We start from the raw sequence: 17,808 nt of genomic DNA on the forward strand, positions 1-17,808 counted from the left end.
GACCGACATCGAAAGGGCTCCGTCCATCGAACGGAGCCCTATGAATCAGGCATCCCACAAAAGGGGAATCCCTGAATGTCGATACGACCTAGGGCGCGTCAGAACGCCTTGGTCAGGCTGGCGACCACGGCGCCGTCGATCCCGGGCGCGTCGGCGTCGACATACTGCAGCTGCAGGCTGACCGGGCCGATGTCGCGGGCGACGCCCAGGGCCCAGTCGAGCTTGTTGTCGGCGAAGGCGCCGTCTTCCAGGCCGATGGCGGCGCTGAGGCTGACCGGCCAGCTTTCCGGGGCCCAGTCGGCGGCCAGGTAGACATAGCGGTTGTCCTCGTCGCCCAGGGCGGACTGGGCGGGGGCGTATTCGAAGCCCGCCGTGCCGGTCAGCTCGCCCCAGATCTTCGAAGCCGAGACCGGCAGCTCCCAGAAGCTGAGCCCCGATGCGCCGGGATAGGTGTAGACCGCCGCGGCCGCGTCCCAATCCAGGCCCAGGGCCGAGAACCCGCGCCCGAACGAGAAATCCAGTTCCACCGTCGCGCCGTGGGCGTCGCCCGGCCCGGCATATTCGTCGATGGTCGAGGTCCAGGCGTCGGCATACCAGCCGCCCGGCGAGGTCACGGTCAGTTCCGCCTGCAGAGCCGGCTGTTCATCGCTCAGCGAATAGCCGCGATAGCGGTAGTCGCTGACGACGGCGATGGAGCCGCTGAAGGGCGATTCCGCTTCCTCACAGACAGCGAGGGCGGGAGTCGCGGCGAAGGCCAGGGCGAGAAGAAGGTGACGCATGGCGCCTTTGTGGCCTCGCCGGGGTTACGAAAGTTACTCAAAAAGGTGCGGCAATCCGTCCACAGATGTTTTCAAAAGCCGTTAGCTTTACCTGCCTAGTCTGGCGCCATGCGCGAGCGCCCCAGCCCCCCCGCTTCCGAAAGCGCCCATCACGCCCTGGCCCGAATCCTGGCCTGGGCGATCGTGGTGGTGGCTGTGGTGCTGGTCTCCGGGGCCGGCATGGTGCTGTTCTCCGCCGGCGCCATCGACACCGTGCAGGCCCGGCAGGAACAGGCCCTGGTTCAGCGGACCCTGGCTCGCCGCCTGGACCGGGTGACCGAGGACGTCACCTCCGCCTCGATCTGGAACGACGCGGTCAAGGCCACGGGACCCAAACTCGACCTCCCCTGGATCGACGTCAATTTCGGGGTCTATTACGCCCAGTACCAGCATCACGACCGCACCATCCTCTTCGACCCGGCCGATCGGCTGATCTACGCCTCGCAGGACGGCAAGCAGGCGCCGACCCAGGCCAGCGCCGATTTCGCCCGCGACGTCGCCCCTCTGGTGGCGCGGGTCCGCCGCGACCAGGCCGACAAGCTGAGCGGCGGGCGGCGGGTGAAGGGCGGCTTCGACTCCGTTTCCACCGCGACAGCGGTTCTCCGTTCCGGCGACGCCTTCTATCTGACGACCGCCTCCACCGTGGTGCCGGAGGATGGCGCGCCGGGCCCGACGGGGCCGACCCCCGTCGTGGTTTCGGCCCAGATCGTCGGACCGGCCTTCCTGGCCCGCCTCGAACAGGACCTCGGCATTTCCGGGATGCGACTGATCCCCGGCGCCGGCCCCGACCAGGGAACCAAGGCGCAGATTCTCGGCCCGGACGGGTCCACGCCGCTGGCTGCCCTGACCTGGCGGCCCAAACAGCCGGGCACAGGAGTGCTGCAGACCGCGGCCCTGCCGATCCTGGGCGTGCTGGCGATTTTCCTGCTGGCGGCGGCGGGCTTGGCGCTGCGCGTCGCCAAGGTGCTGCGCGCCCTCACCAACAACCAGGCCGCCCTGTCGCAAACCCTGGAAGACCTGACCCAGGCCCGCGATCGCGCCGAGGCGGCCAGCGTCGCCAAATCGCAATTCCTGGCCAACATCAGCCACGAGATCCGAACCCCGATGAACGGCGTGCTGGGCATGGCCCAGGTCATGGCCATGGGCGAGCTGTCGGAAGGCCAGCGCGACAACCTGCGCATCGTCCGCGAGTCCGGCGAGAGCCTGCTGGCCCTGCTCAACGACGTCCTCGACCTGGCCAAGATCGAGGCCGGGAAGCTCGAGGTCGCGCTGGACGATGTCGATGTCGCCGCGGTCGCCGGCGGCGCCTGCGCCGCCTTCGAGGGCATGGCCGCCGCCAAGGCGCTGGCGATCCGCTGTCGGATCGACCCGCCCGCCAATGGCCTCTGGCGCACCGACGCCGGTCGGCTGCGGCAGATTCTGAGCAACCTGATCTCCAACGCCATCAAGTTCACCCCGCGGGGCGAGGTGGCCGTCAGCGTCGCCGCCAACGGCGAAGGCCTGCGAATCCAGGTGCGCGACACCGGGGTCGGCATCCCGCCCGAGCGTCTGGGCGAACTGTTCGGCAAATTCAATCAGATCGACGGCTCGGCCACCCGCCAGGCGGGCGGCAGCGGCCTGGGCCTGGCCATTTCCCGCGAACTGGCTGTCCTGCTGGGCGGCGATATCACGGTGGAGAGCCGGCCGGGCGAAGGGTCCTGCTTCACCCTCAGCCTGCCGGCCCAACCCGTCCGGACCCGCGAAGCCGCCTAGACCGTCGCGGCCGCGGGCTTGGCGCGGGCGCGCGAGAATCTGGGCAGCCGCGCCTTGACCACCGCCCAGGTCGCCGCGCCCAGGCCCTTCCAGTCGACGGGCTTGGGCAGGCAGTCCTCGATCAGCTCCAGCACCATCTCGGCCGGTCCGTCGTTGAAGAAGTGATTGGCGCCCTCGACCTTGCGGAAGGCCATCGGCCGGCGGGTGCGGGTCTCGGCGACCAGCTGCTCGGCGGTCTCGATGGGGGCGAAGTCGTCGGCGTCGCCATGCACGACATGGACCGGGACCCGCAGCCGGGCCAGAGCCTCGTGCAGGTGGTCGAGCTGGGTATGCTGGTCGCGCACTTCGCGCACGGCGTTCTTCAGGTCGCGCGGCACCAGCCGGGGCGCCCATTTCAGCAGTTTCGAGCCCAGCCCCACCAGCCAGCGGCCGGTGGGCCCGGTCTCGCCGAAGAAGCCGGACAGCAGCACCAGGCCCTGCAGCCGGGCCGGACGGTTGGCGGCCATCAGGGCGGCGATGGCCGCGCCATAGGACTGGCCGACCAGCAGCAGCTTTTGGTTCGGAGCGGTTTCCAGCAGCGGCATCAGCGCCTGGGCCTGGACCCGGATATCGCCGACATATTCCACCGGCTCGCTGCCGGCGAAGCCCGGACGATCGACGACGATCATCTCGCGGTCCTGTGGCAGGGCGGCCAGGGCCGGGGCCCAGTATTCGGCCCAGGACGGCGCGCCGGTGATCACCACGATCTTCCACGGCGGCGCCTTGGCGCGCGGGGTGGAGAGGGCGGAAATCCGCCAGCCATGGCCGCCGCCGGCCTGGAAGGCGATACGGCGGACGACGTCTTCGGGATAGATCTGGTCCGTCGGGACGTGCTCGGCGCGGCCGGTCGCGGCGCTCTCGATCACCGCCCATCCCAGTTCCAGAACCCCTTTGGGTCTACGCCTCGCCACGTTCCGTCTCCTTGAACAGCCCTGATGTGTGTTCCCTTGACCAACGCCGCAAGCGGTTGGGCGTTGCGGTCATTGAACATTGAAAACACTTAACCTTCGCCGAGCGGCCCGTTGGCCACGGTTCATGTTCTGGACGGACCGCCGGAGCGGCGTCACACTGGCGTTTCAGAACAAACGGTATGGCGGGAGACGATGATGCGCACCTGGATCGCGGGCGCCCTAGTGGGGCTTGGACTGCTGGCGGCCGGGGCGGCCTGGACGCAGACACCCCCGGCCACGCCGGCCCCAACCTCGCCTGCCAAGAACGACTATGCCGACCCCAAGACCTGGCTCTGCCTGCCGGGCCGCGACGACGCCTGCGCGCAGGACCTGACCGCCACGGTAGTCCAGGCCGACGGCGCCGTGGCCAAGGAGCCTTTCAAGGCGGCGGACAAGCCGCTGGTCGACTGCTTCTACGTCTACCCGACCGTCTCCAACGACCCCGGCGGCAACAGCGACATGACGGCCAATCGCGAGGAACTGGCCGCCGCCTATGTGCAGTTCGCCCGGTTCCGGGCCGTCTGCCGGCCGTTCGCGCCGCTGTACCGGCAGTTCACCTTGACCGCCCTGCGTGGCTTCATGACCGGCAAGCCGATCCCGGCCGACCGCTTCCTGGGCTACAACGACGTGCGCGACGCCTGGAACTGGTACCTGGCCAACGAGAACAAGGGCCGGGGCGTCATCCTGATCGGCCACAGCCAGGGCTCGGGCGTGCTGCGCGCGCTCATCGAAAACGAGATCGACGGCAAGCCGGCCCAGAAGCTGATGGTCTCGGCCATCCTGCTGGGGACCAATGTGCCGGTCAGCAACAGGACCGGGATGTGGGGCTCCATCCCGCTGTGCAACAGCGCCAGCCAGACCGGCTGCCTGATCTCCTATGTGTCGTTCCGCGCCGACAGCCCGCCGCCGGCCTCCAGCCGGTTCGGCAAGGTCGATAGCGCCGACTCCAGCGCCGCCTGTGTGAATCCCGGCGCCCTGGCCGGGGGCAAAGGCCTGCTGCGACCCTACTTCACCAATCGGGCCAGCTCTGGCGCCGGCAACGCCGAGACGGTCTGGGCCAAGGGCAAGACCATCGACACCGTCTTCGTCTCCACGCCGGGCCTGGTCTCGGCTGAATGCGTCAACAAGGACGGCTTCAGCTACCTGGCGGTCACTGTCCACGGCGACCCGGCCGACGCCCGCACCGACACCATAGCCGGCGATGTGGTGGTCATGGGCGTCATCCAGAAGGACTGGGGCCTGCACCTCATCGACAGCAACCTGGGGATGGGCGACCAGATCGACATCGCCGGCCAGCAGGCCAAGGCCTGGACGTCGAAATAACGGCGCCCGCGCCGACCGATAGCGTTGCGGTGGTTTCTCCGATGACTTAGCCTCCCGCGTGTAGCCTGGGGGGGGTTGAGCGCCATGGATCCAGTGACCCTGACGCTGGTCAATGCGACCAGCAAGACACTCTATGTCGGCTCGACGTCGGTGCTGCGCGCGTCGTCCGGTTCGATCGGGCCGGGTCAGTTGGCGGTCTTCAGCGGCACGGTGCTGCCGATGTCGAGCCCGGGCGTGGTGTCGCTCTACTTCAACAGCGGCAGGAACGGCACGCCGTTCGAGATCAGGATAGCCCTCAAGCAGGAGGGCAAGACGATGAGACCCTTCATCTATCCGTCCGCGCCCGACAACTACGTGCTCGGATATCACACGAACCCGGCGCCGGGCGGCTTGGTGAACATCACCGCGACCGCCTATCCGGGCCTGACGGTGGACCAGGCGGCGCATGGCTATGCGATCGACCTGACCAGCAAGCCGATGCACTACGCCGACACCTATCCCTACGTCTTCGCCGACTTCATCAACGCGATGTTCGACCCCAGGGTCCGCTCGGCTGCGGTCGTCGCGGCGGCGGGCAAGGGCGTCACCAACCACTGGGACGCCGACGACGCGCCCCCGGCCTTCTATGCCGACTTCACCGGCGGCCAGTTCAGCCGGATCGTCGGCCTGTTCAAGGACTACTGGCTGAACAACGGCCCGGCCGCCTGTCCGGGGGCGGACCAGGTGCTGATCAACACCCTGCGAACCTTCATCCAGAAGCAGAAGCCCAGTCTCTGGCTGCCGGTGCTCAGCGTCCACGCCGATGGGCCGCCCCAGGTCTTCAACCTGAAAGGCTATGTGCGGCTGGGCTTCTACAAGAGCGGCGGCGACTGGAGCGAGAGCACCGTCGAGCGCTTCCTCACCCTGATCGCCTCCGGCGCCCATATCGTGCAGATCTGCGCCCGGCAGGATATGGAGGCGATCCACAAGAGCTACACCGCCGCTGCGGACTTCTTCGACTATTTCGTCAAGGAGCCGATCGTGCGCGGCAACGATCTGGGCAGCTCCCACTACGTCGACGGCGGCTGGAACAACGCCGGCTGGTACTATCTCAATATCGATGGCGAGTTGATGCCGGGCCAGGTCGTCGCCACGCCGGACGGGCCGACGATGCCGACCGGGCTGCTCGACGCCTTCATGGTCAGCGCCACGGTGATCGATGGCGACGGCGGGGTCACCCTGGGCGACTACAACACCTTCCTGCAGTCGGAAGGCTGGCAGCAGCAGGGCCTGACCGGGGGCGACCGCCACATGGACGACCTGGGCACGGCCAACGCCACGGTCTGGAACATCGGCACGCTGGGCGCCTCGCCCTACAGCGAAAAGCGCGGAACCACGGTGTTCCTGGCGCCGGACGGATGGACGCCGAAGGTCACCGACACCACCCTGATGATGCCCTATGTCGGCGCCTATGCGAAAAAGGACGGCAAGGACTACAAGCCGCAGCCCTGGCTGAAAACCGCGCTGGTCAAGGCCGTCGATCCGGTGGACCTCGACAAGGACCTGTATGTCGTCAGCTGAACGAAAAAGGCCGGGCGCTGGGCCCGGCCTCATCGTCTCCTGCGGCGAAGCTAGTTGCCGCTGATTTTCTTGGCGGCGAACGTGCCCAGCGCCAGGAAGATCAGGAAGCCGACCACGAACAGGAAGAACAGGATCTTGGCGATCCCGGCGGCCGCGCCGGCGATGCCGGTGAAGCCAAGCAGGCCGGCCACGATGGCGACGATCGCGAAGATCAGGGCCCATTTCAGCATCTGACGATCCTTCCGGATGTGAATTCCTGTCCAAGCAACGCGACTGGAGCGTCCTGTGTTCCGAAGCGGTGGAATCCCTTGGCCGGGCGGGCTAAGGAATTGCCATGGCCAACAAGCCCGAGAGCCCCATCGAACCCTTCAAGCGCGCCCTGGCCCACGCCGCGCGCTCCCTGGCCGAAACGCCGGACCTGGAGGTCGTGTTCTCGGGCGATGGGCCCTCGCTGTCGGGCAAGCGGGCCGTGCTGCCCCATCCTTCGCGCGACATGTCACCGGCCGAGGCGGCCCGCATCCGCGGCCTGGCCGACCAGATGGCCCTGCGCCTGTCGCACCACGACCCGGCCGCCCATAACCGCGCCCGCCCCGCCTCGCCGCAGGGCCAGGCGGTCTATGAGGCGCTGGAACAGGCGCGGATCGAGGCCATCGGCGCCAACAATCTGGGCGGGGTGCGCAAGAACCTGACCGCCGTCCTGGAACAGGCGCTGGAGCGCAAGGGCCTGGCCCGCACCGCCGACCGCACCAACGCCTCGATGGCCGACGTCCTGGCCCTGATGGTCCGCGAGCGGCTGACCGGCGACAAGCCGCCCGAGATCGCCCGCTCCCTGGTCGACAGTTTCCGCGACGAGGTCGAGGCCAAGGCCGGCGCGGACCTGGACCGCCTCAGCGCCAACCTCGACAACCAGGCCGCCTTCGCCAAGGTGACCCGCGCCATCCTGCGCGACCTGGACATGGGCGACGACAACGCCGACGCCACCGAGGACTCCGAGGACGACAGCGACGACCAGGAGCAGAGCGAGGGCCAGGACGACGAGGGCGAGGGCGAAGGGGACTCCCCCGAGGGCTCGTCCATGCAGGACACCGAAGCCTCCGACCGCGACAGCGAGGACGGCGAGGAACAGACCACCGAGGTCCAGGACGACGACGAAGCGGAGATGAGCGACGAGGCGCCCGAGATGGGCGACGGCTCCAAGCCCGCCCGGCCCGACCCCAAGGACAGCGGCGCCCCCGAGCCGCCCTACAAGGTGTTCACCGCCGCCCATGACGAGATCGTCTCGGCCGAGGAGCTGTGCGATCCCGAGGAGCTGACGCGCCTCAGAGCCTATCTCGACCAGCAGCTGGCCAGCCTCTCCAGCGTCGTCTCCCGCCTGGCCAACAAGCTGCAGCGGCGCCTGCTGGCCCAGCAGAACCGCGCCTGGAGCTTCGATCTGGAGGAGGGCATCCTCGACGTCGCCCGCCTGACCCGGGTCATCGTCGATCCGACCGCCCCCCTCTCCTTCAAGGAAGAGCAGGACACCGAGTTCCGCGACACGGTGGTCACCATCCTGATCGACAATTCCGGCTCGATGCGCGGCCGGCCGATCATGGTCGCCGCCGTCTGCGCCGACATCCTGGCCCGCACCCTGGAACGCTGCGCGGTCAAGACCGAGATCCTGGGCTTCACCACAAGAGCCTGGAAGGGCGGCCTCAGCCGCGACGACTGGATCAAAGCCGGCAAGCCCAGCGCCCCCGGCCGGCTCAACGACCTGCGCCACATCGTCTACAAGGCCGCCGACGCCCCCTGGCGACGGGCCCGCAAGAACCTGGGCCTGATGATGCGCGAGGGCCTGCTGAAGGAAAACATCGACGGCGAGGCCCTGATGTGGGCCCACCAGCGGCTGGCGGGCCGGCCCGAGCAGCGGCGGATCATGATGGTCATCTCCGACGGCGCCCCGGTCGACGACTCCACCCTGTCGGTCAACAGCGGCCACTATCTGGAGCGCCACCTGCGCAGCGTCATCTCCGACATCGAGAACCGTAGCTCGGTCGAGCTGCTGGCCATCGGCATCGGCCACGATGTCACCCGCTATTATCGCCGCGCGGTGACCATCGTCGATGTCGAGCAGCTGGGCGGGGTGCTGGTCGAGCAGCTGGCCGCCATGTTCGATGAAGACCCCAAGCGCGCCGCCAAGGTGCGCGGCCTGCTGGCCCCGCCGCCTACCGTGCAGGGCGGACCGGCCGGCGGCCTGCGCGCCACCAGCCCCCGCAAGGTCGCCGAGGCGATGGGATGACGTATTGGGGGATGAGGCGTTTCGCGGGACTGGTCCTCGCCTTCGCGCTGGCCGCCTGCGCCAGCCCGCCGGCGACGCCGCCCGCGCCGGTTCCGGCCGGCAACGGGATCAGCCTGGTTTCGACGCCGGTTCCGCTCAATCCCGACAAGCCGGACCAGGACCGTATCGGCCGGTTCGTCTATGCCGGCGGCGTGGCGCTGACCAGCGACCAGACCAGCCGCCTGCACGGCCTGTCTGACCTGAAGATCCTGCCCGACGGCACGGTCATGGCCATCAGCGACGAGGGCGACTTCTTCCAGGCCAAGCTTCAGGTCGACGCCGCCGGCCGCTTCACCGGCCTGACCGACGGCAAGCTCGAGCCCCTCACCGGCCTCGACGGCAAGCCGCTGCAGGGCAAGGAGCAGGGCGACGCCGAGGGCCTGGCGGTGATGCCCAACGGCGACCGGCTGGTCAGTTTCGAGCAGGACCATCGCATCTGGCTCTATCCCGCCGCCGGCGGCCCGCCCCGCGCCGTCCCCAAGCCCGCCACCCTGTTCTCGGCCAACGAGGGCATGGAGGCGCTGAGCCAGTATCCCAGCTTCGCGCCGGACGCCTATATCGTCGGCGGCGAGGAGGGCGAGATGTGGGTCTGCCGCCTGGCCGGCGCCTGCGTTTCCATTCCCGCCGAGCGCCAACAGGACCAGGCGTTCGGCCTGACCGCCGTCTCGCCCTTCCAGGACGGCTCGATCGTCATCCTGCACCGGGCCTTCGACGCGGTGCGCGGCGTCCGGCTCATCGTCTCCATCATCGTCGATCCCCGCACCAAGCCCCGGGTGATCGACAGCTTCACCCTGGCCGCCCCCTACACCCGCGACAATTTCGAGGGCGCGGCGGTGGTGAGCAACGCGGCCGGCGGCATCCGCATCTTCATCCTCGCCGACGACAATTTCGATGCGCGGGAGCGGACGCTGATGATGGCCTTCGACTGGACGCCGAACCCATGACCCCCGCCTGCGCCAGCGACTATCGCGAGCTGGCGCGGCGGCGCATTCCCAAGGTGCTGTTCGACTATGTCGACGGCGGCAGCTATGCCGAGACCACCCTTCGCCGCAATGTCGAGGACTTTGAGGCCCTGGCCCTGCGCCAGCGGGTGCTGCGCGACGTCTCCCGGATCAACCTGGCCACCGAGCTGTTCGGTCAGCCCCTCTCCATGCCCGTGGTGCTCTCGCCTATCGGCATGGCCGGCATGTACGCCCGCCGGGGCGAGGCCCAGGCGGCGCGGGCGGCGCAGGGGGCGGGGGTGCCGATGTGCCTCTCGACCCTGTCGGTCTGCGACGTCGAGGAGGTGGCCAAGGCGGCCGGGGCGGCGCCCTGGTACCAGCTCTATGTCATCAAGGATCGCGGCTACATGGAGGCCCTGCTGGCCCGCGTCGCGGCGGTGGGCAGCCCCGTGCTGGTGCTGACCGTCGACCTGCCCGTGCCCGGGGCCCGCTATCGCGACGTTCGTTCGGGCCTGTTCGGCGGAAGTTCGCCATTCAAAGGCCTCAAGCGCGCCTGGGACGGCGTCACCCATCCCGACTGGCTGCTCGACGTCATGGTCCGTGGCGGGCCGCTGACCTTCGGCAACGTCGCCGCCGCCATCCCTGAGGCCAAGGGGATCATGGAGTTCTGGCCCTGGGTGGTGAAGAACTTCGACCCCACCCTGACCTGGGACGACCTGGAATGGGTGCGCGAGCACTGGAAGGGCCCGCTGGTCCTCAAGGGCGTGCTCGACGCCGAGGACGCCCGCGAGGCCAGGGCGAGGGGCGTCGATGGGATCGTGGTCTCCAACCACGGCGGCCGCCAGCTGGACGGCGTCATGAGCGGCATCGGCGCCCTCCCGGCCATCGCCGAGGCCGTGGGCGACGACATGACCGTGCTGATGGACGGCGGGGTGCGCTCGGGCCTGGACGTGGTCAAGGCGCTGGCCAGCGGGGCCAAGGGCTGTTTCCTCGGCCGGAACTGGGCCTTCGCCCTGGCGGCGCGCGGCGGGCCGGGGGTGGCCCACATGCTGTCGGTGATGCGCCAGGAGATGATGATGGCCATGGCGTTGACCGGGTGCACGGACGTCAGGAACGCTGGGCGGGAGATGCTGGCTTAAAATTCCTCGCCCCTTGGGCGAGGTGGCGGCGAAGCCGACGGAGTGGGCTCTTGGGAGCACACGGTGTTGCCGGATCAGGCGCTGCCGGAATGGGCGTGCTTGAAACGCCGTGTGTTCCCCAGAGCCCACTCCACCACTTCGTGGTCCCCCTCGCCCAACGGGCGAGGAATAAAAAAGGCCGGCGTTTCCGCCGGCCTTTTCAAAACATCGATGCAGCCAGACCTAGGCGGCGGCTTGCGCGGCCAGCTTGGCCTTGACCTGCTTCTTGATCTTCAGGGCGCGGGGCGAGAGGTCCTCGTCCTTGGCCTTGGTCAGGAAGGCGTCCAGGCCGCCCCGGAAGTCCAGGGTGCGCAGGGCGGCGTTGCTGATGCGCAGGCGGAAGGCCTGGCCCAGGGCGTCGGACTGCAGGGTGGCGGGAGACAGGGCCGGCAGGAAGCGGCGCTTGGTCTTGATGTTCGAGTGGCTGACGTTGTGGCCGACCATCGGACCAACACCAGTGAGCTCGCAGCGGCGCGACATAGCAGGCGACCTTCAAAAAGAATTCGGACACGCGGCAGTCGGACTCCCGCGCGGGAGCGGCGATATAGGCCAAGGGGGGTCGGGGCGTCAAGGCTTGCGAGGCGGGGTTGGCGGCGATGGCGGCCGGACTCGCTGGCAGATCTCGGCGTCGCCGATATGTTCGCAGCGAAATTCCGGGGGGAAAGCCGGCTCCTTGGGCCGATGGGCCGAGAGCCACACCATGCCGCAGAGCAGGACCAATAGTCCCACGACAACTACGGCGGTCAGCACATAGCCCTTGGTATCATTGCTCAGCCTGATCAAAGCCGCCCCCGTCGTCCGAAATGCCAATTGTGGTTAATCCACGTTAAGATACAATAGGTTGGGGTGAACAAAGGCTGAATCGGGCGACGTCACTGATTCGGTCCTGATTCGTTTCGTGCCTGTTCGCCAGCTTTCGCCAGCGGCGTTAACCTGCCCCCGCCCGACCGATTCCCCGGAGTTAAGATCATGTCGTCCGCGCTGAAACTGCTGGCCGCGCTGGGCGCCGCCGTCACCCTGTCGGCCGCCCCCCTGCCCAAGAATGACGGCGGCCTTCTGATCTATGGCGGGCCGATCCACACTGGCGTAGCGGGCGCGCCTCTGGCCCAGGCGATAGTGATCAAGGACGGCCGCATCGCCTATGTCGGCGACCTGGCCGGCGCGCGGGCGGCGGCCGGCGGCGCCAAGACCATCGACCTGAAGGGCGCGGCGGCCTTCCCCGGCTTCGTCGACGCCCATGCTCACCTGACCTATATCGGCCTGCGGGAACTGACCCTGAACCTAGAGGGGACGCCCTCGGCGGCGGCCCTGGCCAAGAGGGTGGAGGCCTGGGACAAGACCCATCCGGGGACCGAGCCGATCCAGGGCCGGGGCTGGATCGAGACCCACTGGCCGGAAAACCGCTTCCCCACTCGCCAAGATCTCGACGCCGTGGTCCCGGGCCGGGCGGTGGTGCTGTATCGGGCCGACGGCCACGCCCTGGTCGCCAACTCGGCGGCCCTGAAGCTGGCGGGCGTCACCCGCGACACCCCCGACCCCTCCGGCGGCCGCATCGAGCGCGACGCCAAGGGCGAGCCGACCGGCATGCTGATCGACAACGCCATGGGGTTGATGGACGCCAGGCTGCCGGCCCCCTCCCCCGCCTCCATCCGCCAGGCCCTGGCGGTCGGCTCCAGGGTCTATGCCGAGCGTGGCTGGACCGGCGTCGACAATGTGAGCGTCTCGGCCATCGACATCGCGTCCCTGAACAGCCTGGCCGCCGAGGGCGCCCTGCCGATCCGCACCGACAACTTCATGCAGCCGGAGGACGCCGGCGAGGTCCTCAAGCGCGGGCCGTTCGAGGACGCCAGCGGCCGGGTGCGGGTGCGCGGCATCAAGCTCTACATGGACGGCGCCCTGGGCTCGCGCGGCGCGGCCCTGCTCAAGCCCTACAGCGACCGGCCCGACATCTCCGGCCTGCTGCTCTCGGACCACGACAAGACCCTGCCCATCCTCAAACAGGCCATCGCCGTGAAGGCCCAGGTCGCCATGCACGCCATCGGCGACCGCGGCAACCGCCTGACCCTGGACTGGTACCAGGAGGCCCTGGCCGGCGACACCAGTCGCCGCTGGCGGATCGAGCACAGCCAGATTCTCGACCCCGCCGACATCCCCCGCTTCGCCCAGCTGGGCGTCATAGCCTCCATGCAGCCCAGCCACGCCATCGGCGACCTCTACTTCGCCCCTGCCCGCCTGGGGCCCGATCGGCTGGTCGGCGCCTATGCCTGGAAGAGCCTGCTGGATAGCGGGGCGGTGATCTGCGCCGGCTCCGACGCCCCGGTGGAGAAGGGCGACCCGCTGATCGAGTTCTACGCCGCCGTGGCGAGGCGCGACCTCAAGGGCTTCGCCGGCCCCGACTGGGGCCTGAACCAGCGGGTCAGCCGCGAGCAGGCCCTGCGCATGCTGACCTGGGCCCCGGCCTATGCGGTGTTCCGCGACGATGAGCTGGGCACGCTGGAGGTCGGCAAGCGGGCCGACGTCACCGCGTTCTCCAAGGACATCATGACCGTCCCCGAGGCCGACATCCTCAAGGCCCGGGCGGTGCTGACGATTGTCGACGGGCGGGTGGTCTACAGACGCTAGACGTCCTTCATCCGCCAGGTCGCCCCGGTGGCGGAGTCCATGACCACCACGCCCAGCGCGTCCAGCTCGGCGCGGATGGCGTCGGCGGCGGGCCAGTCCTTGGCGGTGCGGGCTTCGACGCGGCGGGCCAGCAGGGCCTCGACCTGGGTCTTCAGGCCGGCGTCGCCGCCTTCGAACCAGGCGTCGGGATCGGCGGCCAGGAAGCCCATCAGGTTCGCGGCGGCCAGCAGTTCGCCTTTCAGGCGCGGCCGGTCGGCCTCGTCCGCCGTTTCAAGCGCCTTGCCCAACGCAAACAGCTCAGCGATGGCCTTGGGGCTGTTGAGGTCATCGCTCAGCGCCTCGAGGAAGGCGTTCGGCGGCCCGACGTCGTTGGCCTGCACATCCATCACCCGGCGCAGCACGCCGTAGAGCCGGTCCAGCGCCTTGCGGCTCTGGTCGATCAGTTCCTCGGTCCAGTCCAGCGGCTGGCGGTAATGGGCCGACAGCAGGGCCCAGCGCAGCACCTCGCCCGGATAGACCTTGAGCAGGTCATGCGGGATGATGACGTTGCCCAGCGACTTCGACATCTTCTCCCCGGCCATGTCGAGGAAGCCGTTGTGCATCCAGAACCGGGCGAACTCCTGGCCCGGATGGCCGCATCTGGCCTGGGCCAGCTCGTTCTCGTGGTGGGGAAACACCAGATCGATGCCGCCGCCGTGGATGTCGATCGGCAGGCCCAGGACCTCCTCGATCATGGTCGAGCACTCGCTGTGCCAGCCGGGCCGGCCATCCCCCCAGGGGGACGGCCAGGCGGGCTCGCCCTCCTTCGAGGGCTTCCACAGCACGAAATCGGCGGGGTGGCGCTTGTAGGGGGCGACCTCGACCCGGGCGCCGGCGATCATGTCGTCCAGCGAGCGGCCCGACAGCGCGCCGTAGTCCACGGCCGCCTGGGTGTCGAACAGCACATGGCCCTCGGCCACGTAGGCGCCGTTCCGATGGATCAGGTCCTCCATCATCGCCACCATCTGGGCCACGAAGTCGGTGGCGCGCGGCTCGAGGCTGGGGCGCAGGGCCAGCAGGCCGTCCATGTCGGCGTGATAGGCGGCCAGGTAGCGGTCGGTGATGGTGCGGATCGGCGCACCCTCGGCGGCGGCCTTGGCGTTGATCTTGTCGTCCACGTCGGTGACGTTGCGGGCGTAGATCACATGCTCGGCGCCATAGATGTGGCGCAGCAAACGGAACAGCACGTCGAACGCCACCACCGGCCGGGCGTTGCCGATATGGGCGAAGCCATAGACCGTCGGCCCGCAGACATACATCGTCACCCGGTCCGGATTGGCGGGGACGAAGGGCCGCTTCTCGCGGGCCATGGTGTCATAGAGTCGAAGATTCATGGGTGGGTGACGTTACGGGAAAGGTTGCCGGGAGCGGAGTTGGTCCCATATAGCGTTGGTTGCCCTGGAAGAAACACCCTCCGGGCAAAGTGAAAGGGTGGCACGCGTCATTCCGGAACGACAGGCGTTCCGGCGCAACTCAGCCCTGGAAAGACCCCCTCCGTGACAATGGACGCTATCAACCGCGAGCGAACCCTGGTCGGCCGCGCCGATCTTGATCTTGACCCCGTCAAGCGCCCCACGCGCGAGGAGGCCATGGCCGCCGTGCGCACCCTGATCGCCTGGTCCGGCGACGATCCCCGCCGCGAAGGCGTGCTCGACACCCCCAAGCGGGTCGTCGACGCCTATGGCGAATGGTTCAACGGCTACAGCGCCGACCCGGCCAAGGAACTCAGCCGCACCTTCGAGGACGTGCAGGGCTATGACGACATCGTCATGCTGCGCAACATCGAGGTGGAGAGCCACTGCGAGCACCACATGGCGCCCTTCCTGGGCAAGGCCTTCGTGGCCTACATGCCGACCAACCGCGTGGTCGGCATCAGCAAGATCGCCCGGGTGGTCGAAATCTTCGCCCGCCGCCTGCAGACCCAGGAAACCATGACCCAGCAGATCGCCGACGCCATCTGCGACAGCCTCAAACCCGCCGGCGTCGCCGTCCTGATCGACGCGGCCCACCAGTGCATGACCACCCGCGGCGTCCACCACCGCGACGTGACCACCATCACCACCCAGTTCGTCGGCGTCTTCAAGACCGACCGGGCGCTGCAGCAGCGGTTCCTGGACTTCGTGAACCGGGGGTAATCCCTCTAGAAAATCCTCACCCGGAGGGGGAGGGGGACCATGCGGAGCATGGTGGAGGGGGTCTGTGTGACTTTCACCGTTCCGGAAGAGGCGCGGCGGATCGGCTGAGCGATCCCACCACCGTGGAAACCACGGCAACCCCCTCCACCACCCCTACGGGGCGGTCCCCCTCCCCCTCCGGGTGAGGATTTGGGAGAAGTTAGGGGTTGGCCAAACTCTCAACCCACCCCCGCGTGGCGTGACAGGTCTGCATCGCCCGCCGATACCCCTCGCGCGCCGTCGTCCGCGCCACATAGGCCTGCTCCGCCTCGCCCAGCGTGGCGAACCCGCTCCGCTTGGCGAACTCCAGCGCATAGGTCACCGAGATATCCGCCGCCGTGAACGCCTCGCCCGCCATGTAGGGCGTGCGGGCCAGCTGGCGCGTCACCAGCCGCCGCCGGGCCTCGAACAGCTTCACAGACTCGCGGGTGCTCCAGTTGTCCTTGTCGGCCTCCGGGGCGACGATACGGGTCATCACGGCGATGAAGATGAAGCCCGCCAGGCCCGCTTCACCCAGGTGCAGGAACTGCTGGTAGAGGTGGAAGGTCGGATCCCGTGGGTCCACCGCCAGGGGCGTGGGCCCATACCTGGCCATCAGATATTCCATGATGGCGATCGACTCGACCATGACGGCCTCGCCGTCCTGCAGCACCGGGATGAAGCCGGCGGGGTTCATGGCCATGAACTCGGGGTCGTTCTCGGCCCCGACCAGCAGGTCGACGTCCCGCAGCCGGTAGGCCAGCCCCATCTCCTCCAGCAGCCAGGAGACCCGGAACCCCCGGCCTTCGCCCCATAAAGTGATCATGTCCGCCTCTCCTCCCTGAGCGCGGATCGCATCATTCCCCAAACCGATACGTAAATGCAACCGGTTTAGCCGGCCGCGGCGGCCGCCTCTTCCTCCAGGGTGGGGAAGTCGGTGTAGCCCCGCGCCCCGCCGCCGTAATAGCCGCGCGGGTCGGCGACGGTCAGGGGCGCGCCGCGGCGCAGGCGCTCGACCAGGTCGGGATTGCCGATGAACGGCCGGCCAAAGGCGATGAGGTCGGCGCTGTCCGCCGCCCGCGCCGCGATGGCCAGCTCGCGGTCATAGAGGTTATTGGCGATCGTCACCCCCTTGAACAGCCGCCGCAGTTTCCGCAGGTCGAACCCCGGCTCGGCGGTGCGCGAGATGCCGGTGTCGCCCTCCACCAGGTCCAGCCAGCCGACCCCCAGGTCGTTGAGCCGCTCGACGACATGGGTGAACAGCGGCTCGGGATCGCTGTCCCAGGCCCCATAGGCATGGCCGATGGGCGCCAGCCGCACCGCCGTCCGCGCCCCGCCCCACACCGCGACAAGGGCCTCCAGCACCTCGACCAGCAGCCGCGCCCGGTTCTCGACCGAGCCGCCATAGGCGTCGGTCCGCCTGTTGGTCATGTCGCGCAGGAAGGCGTCGATCAGATAGCTGTGGGCGGCGTGCAGCTCCACCCCATCGAACCCCGCCGCCTTGGCCCGCCGGGCGCCGCTCGCGAACATCGCCACGATATCCGGCATCTCGTCGGTCCGCAGCGCCCGCGCCTCCTCATAGGGCACGGGCCCCGCCAGCGTGAAGAACTGCCCCGGCTGCGTCATGGCCGAGGGCGCGATCGGCGCCGCCCCGCCCCCCAGCGAGGAGTGGCTGAGCCGCCCGGCGTGCCAGAGCTGGCAGAAAATCGTCCCGCCCCGCTCATGCACCGCGTCGGTCACCTGCCGCCAGCCGGCGACCTGGTCGTCGCTCCACAGCCCCGGAATATTGGGCCCGCCCCGCCCCCCGGCCGCCACCGGCGTCGCCTCGGTGATCAACAGCCCCGCCGACGCCCGCTGGGCATAGTAGAGCGCCTGCAACGCCCCAGCCTCCCCGGCCTCGTTCGACCGCGTGCGGGTGAGCGGCGAGAGGGCGATGCGGTTCTGCAAGCGCAGGCCGTTGAATTCGCAGGGATCGAAGAGGTCGGTCATCGGGGCGCTCCGGACTGTGGCGGAGGCAGGTTGGGCGGGGGGACGTTGGGTCAGTCCAGAGGGGATGGGGAGGGAGCGGCGACTTGAGGACGAACACCGCGCCTTTTCTGGGAGCATTCAAGACGGACCG

At 68.8% G+C, this 17,808-nt stretch carries 15 protein-coding genes; 8 read left to right on the plus strand and 7 right to left on the minus strand.

Going from position 1 to position 17,808, the window contains the following annotated elements:
• Window positions 1–98: 98 nt before the first annotated feature.
• Window positions 99–779: a TorF family putative porin gene (locus QO010_RS20515; protein WP_307352332.1), complete on the minus strand. Its 681-nt coding sequence runs from the start codon at window positions 777–779 to the stop codon at window positions 99–101.
• A gap of 108 nt (window positions 780–887) precedes the next feature.
• On the opposite strand from QO010_RS20515, the gene QO010_RS20520 reads away from it, so the two are divergent.
• Window positions 888–2,570 (plus strand): sensor histidine kinase, encoded by a 1,683-nt coding sequence (locus tag QO010_RS20520; RefSeq protein WP_307352333.1) that lies wholly within the window; start codon window positions 888–890, stop codon window positions 2,568–2,570.
• On the opposite strand, the gene QO010_RS20525 is transcribed toward QO010_RS20520, so the two are convergent.
• Complete coding sequence (locus QO010_RS20525; protein WP_307352335.1) at window positions 2,567–3,520, minus strand: alpha/beta fold hydrolase; 954 nt, start codon at window positions 3,518–3,520, stop codon at window positions 2,567–2,569. The two genes, QO010_RS20520 and QO010_RS20525, sit on opposite strands and share 4 nt — an antisense overlap.
• A 195-nt stretch (window positions 3,521–3,715) precedes the next feature.
• Here QO010_RS20525 and QO010_RS20530 point away from each other — a divergent pair, with 195 nt between their 5' ends.
• A complete protein-coding gene (locus tag QO010_RS20530; RefSeq protein WP_307352336.1) occupies window positions 3,716–4,882 on the plus strand; it encodes a DUF3089 domain-containing protein in 1,167 nt (388 codons plus the stop codon).
• 84 nt (window positions 4,883–4,966) lie between these two features.
• Window positions 4,967–6,442 (plus strand): hypothetical protein, encoded by a 1,476-nt coding sequence (locus tag QO010_RS20535; RefSeq protein WP_307352338.1) that lies wholly within the window; start codon window positions 4,967–4,969, stop codon window positions 6,440–6,442.
• Window positions 6,443–6,492: 50 nt separating this feature from the next.
• Here QO010_RS20535 and QO010_RS20540 read toward each other — a convergent pair whose 3' ends face one another.
• On the minus strand, window positions 6,493–6,672 hold the full coding sequence (locus QO010_RS20540) for a DUF1328 domain-containing protein (RefSeq protein ID WP_307352340.1): 180 nt from the start codon (window positions 6,670–6,672) through the stop codon (window positions 6,493–6,495).
• A gap of 104 nt (window positions 6,673–6,776) precedes the next feature.
• On the opposite strand from QO010_RS20540, the gene cobT reads away from it, so the two are divergent.
• From cobT to QO010_RS20555, 3 genes are read left to right on the plus strand one after another with little or no spacing between them, the layout of a single operon-like run.
• On the plus strand, window positions 6,777–8,717 hold the full coding sequence (gene cobT, locus QO010_RS20545) for a cobaltochelatase subunit CobT (protein ID WP_307352341.1): 1,941 nt from the start codon (window positions 6,777–6,779) through the stop codon (window positions 8,715–8,717).
• A gap of 11 nt (window positions 8,718–8,728) precedes the next feature.
• Window positions 8,729–9,700: an esterase-like activity of phytase family protein gene (locus QO010_RS20550; RefSeq protein ID WP_307352343.1), complete on the plus strand. Its 972-nt coding sequence runs from the start codon at window positions 8,729–8,731 to the stop codon at window positions 9,698–9,700.
• The gene (locus tag QO010_RS20555) at window positions 9,697–10,836 is read left to right on the plus strand and encodes an L-lactate dehydrogenase (RefSeq protein ID WP_307352345.1); all 1,140 of its coding nucleotides are present in this window, start codon (window positions 9,697–9,699) and stop codon (window positions 10,834–10,836) included. The genes QO010_RS20550 and QO010_RS20555 overlap by 4 nt, the downstream gene beginning before the upstream one ends.
• Window positions 10,837–11,058: 222 nt before the next feature.
• Here QO010_RS20555 and rpmB read toward each other — a convergent pair whose 3' ends face one another.
• Window positions 11,059–11,355: a 50S ribosomal protein L28 gene (rpmB, locus tag QO010_RS20560; RefSeq protein WP_307352348.1), complete on the minus strand. Its 297-nt coding sequence runs from the start codon at window positions 11,353–11,355 to the stop codon at window positions 11,059–11,061.
• Between the two features lie 489 nt (window positions 11,356–11,844).
• Between rpmB and QO010_RS20565 the strand changes: the two genes are divergently transcribed.
• Complete coding sequence (locus QO010_RS20565; protein WP_307352350.1) at window positions 11,845–13,497, plus strand: amidohydrolase; 1,653 nt, start codon at window positions 11,845–11,847, stop codon at window positions 13,495–13,497.
• On the opposite strand, the gene cysS is transcribed toward QO010_RS20565, so the two are convergent.
• Window positions 13,494–14,870 carry a cysteine--tRNA ligase gene (gene cysS, locus QO010_RS20570; protein ID WP_307352352.1) on the minus strand — a complete coding sequence of 459 codons (1,377 nt, stop codon included), beginning with the start codon at window positions 14,868–14,870 and terminating at the stop codon, window positions 13,494–13,496. The genes QO010_RS20565 and cysS overlap by 4 nt on opposite strands.
• Before the next feature lie 168 nt (window positions 14,871–15,038).
• Between cysS and folE the strand changes: the two genes are divergently transcribed.
• Entirely contained in the window at window positions 15,039–15,671 is a 633-nt protein-coding gene (gene folE, locus QO010_RS20575) for a GTP cyclohydrolase I FolE (protein ID WP_307352354.1), read from the plus strand.
• A 199-nt stretch (window positions 15,672–15,870) separates the two neighbouring features.
• On the opposite strand, the gene QO010_RS20580 is transcribed toward folE, so the two are convergent.
• Both QO010_RS20580 and QO010_RS20585 read right to left on the minus strand, forming a co-directional pair.
• The gene (locus tag QO010_RS20580; protein WP_307352356.1) at window positions 15,871–16,515 is read right to left on the minus strand and encodes a glutathione S-transferase family protein; all 645 of its coding nucleotides are present in this window, start codon (window positions 16,513–16,515) and stop codon (window positions 15,871–15,873) included.
• Between the two features lie 65 nt (window positions 16,516–16,580).
• Entirely contained in the window at window positions 16,581–17,678 is a 1,098-nt protein-coding gene (locus QO010_RS20585; RefSeq protein WP_307352357.1) for an alkene reductase, read from the minus strand.
• Window positions 17,679–17,808 lie beyond the last annotated feature (130 nt).

Origin of the sequence: Caulobacter ginsengisoli, assembly GCF_030814835.1 — a bacterium.
Classification (GTDB): domain Bacteria; phylum Pseudomonadota; class Alphaproteobacteria; order Caulobacterales; family Caulobacteraceae; genus Caulobacter; species Caulobacter ginsengisoli.

Bases quoted from the DNA above. Each gene is read 5' to 3' on its own strand.
- QO010_RS20580 (WP_307352356.1), bottom strand. From the start codon at position 16,515: ATGATCACTTTATGGGGCGAAGGCCGGGGGTTCCGGGTCTCCTGGCTG.
- rpmB (WP_307352348.1), bottom strand. From the start codon at position 11,355: ATGTCGCGCCGCTGCGAGCTCACTGGTGTTGGTCCGATGGTCGGCCAC.
- QO010_RS20515 (WP_307352332.1), bottom strand. From the start codon at position 779: ATGCGTCACCTTCTTCTCGCCCTGGCCTTCGCCGCGACTCCCGCCCTC.
- QO010_RS20520 (WP_307352333.1), top strand. From the start codon at position 888: ATGCGCGAGCGCCCCAGCCCCCCCGCTTCCGAAAGCGCCCATCACGCC.
- QO010_RS20585 (WP_307352357.1), bottom strand. From the start codon at position 17,678: ATGACCGACCTCTTCGATCCCTGCGAATTCAACGGCCTGCGCTTGCAG.
- cysS (WP_307352352.1), bottom strand. From the start codon at position 14,870: ATGAATCTTCGACTCTATGACACCATGGCCCGCGAGAAGCGGCCCTTC.
- QO010_RS20540 (WP_307352340.1), bottom strand. From the start codon at position 6,672: ATGCTGAAATGGGCCCTGATCTTCGCGATCGTCGCCATCGTGGCCGGC.
- cobT (WP_307352341.1), top strand. From the start codon at position 6,777: ATGGCCAACAAGCCCGAGAGCCCCATCGAACCCTTCAAGCGCGCCCTG.
- QO010_RS20535 (WP_307352338.1), top strand. From the start codon at position 4,967: ATGGATCCAGTGACCCTGACGCTGGTCAATGCGACCAGCAAGACACTC.
- QO010_RS20530 (WP_307352336.1), top strand. From the start codon at position 3,716: ATGCGCACCTGGATCGCGGGCGCCCTAGTGGGGCTTGGACTGCTGGCG.
- QO010_RS20565 (WP_307352350.1), top strand. From the start codon at position 11,845: ATGTCGTCCGCGCTGAAACTGCTGGCCGCGCTGGGCGCCGCCGTCACC.
- folE (WP_307352354.1), top strand. From the start codon at position 15,039: ATGGACGCTATCAACCGCGAGCGAACCCTGGTCGGCCGCGCCGATCTT.
- QO010_RS20550 (WP_307352343.1), top strand. From the start codon at position 8,729: ATGAGGCGTTTCGCGGGACTGGTCCTCGCCTTCGCGCTGGCCGCCTGC.
- QO010_RS20555 (WP_307352345.1), top strand. From the start codon at position 9,697: ATGACCCCCGCCTGCGCCAGCGACTATCGCGAGCTGGCGCGGCGGCGC.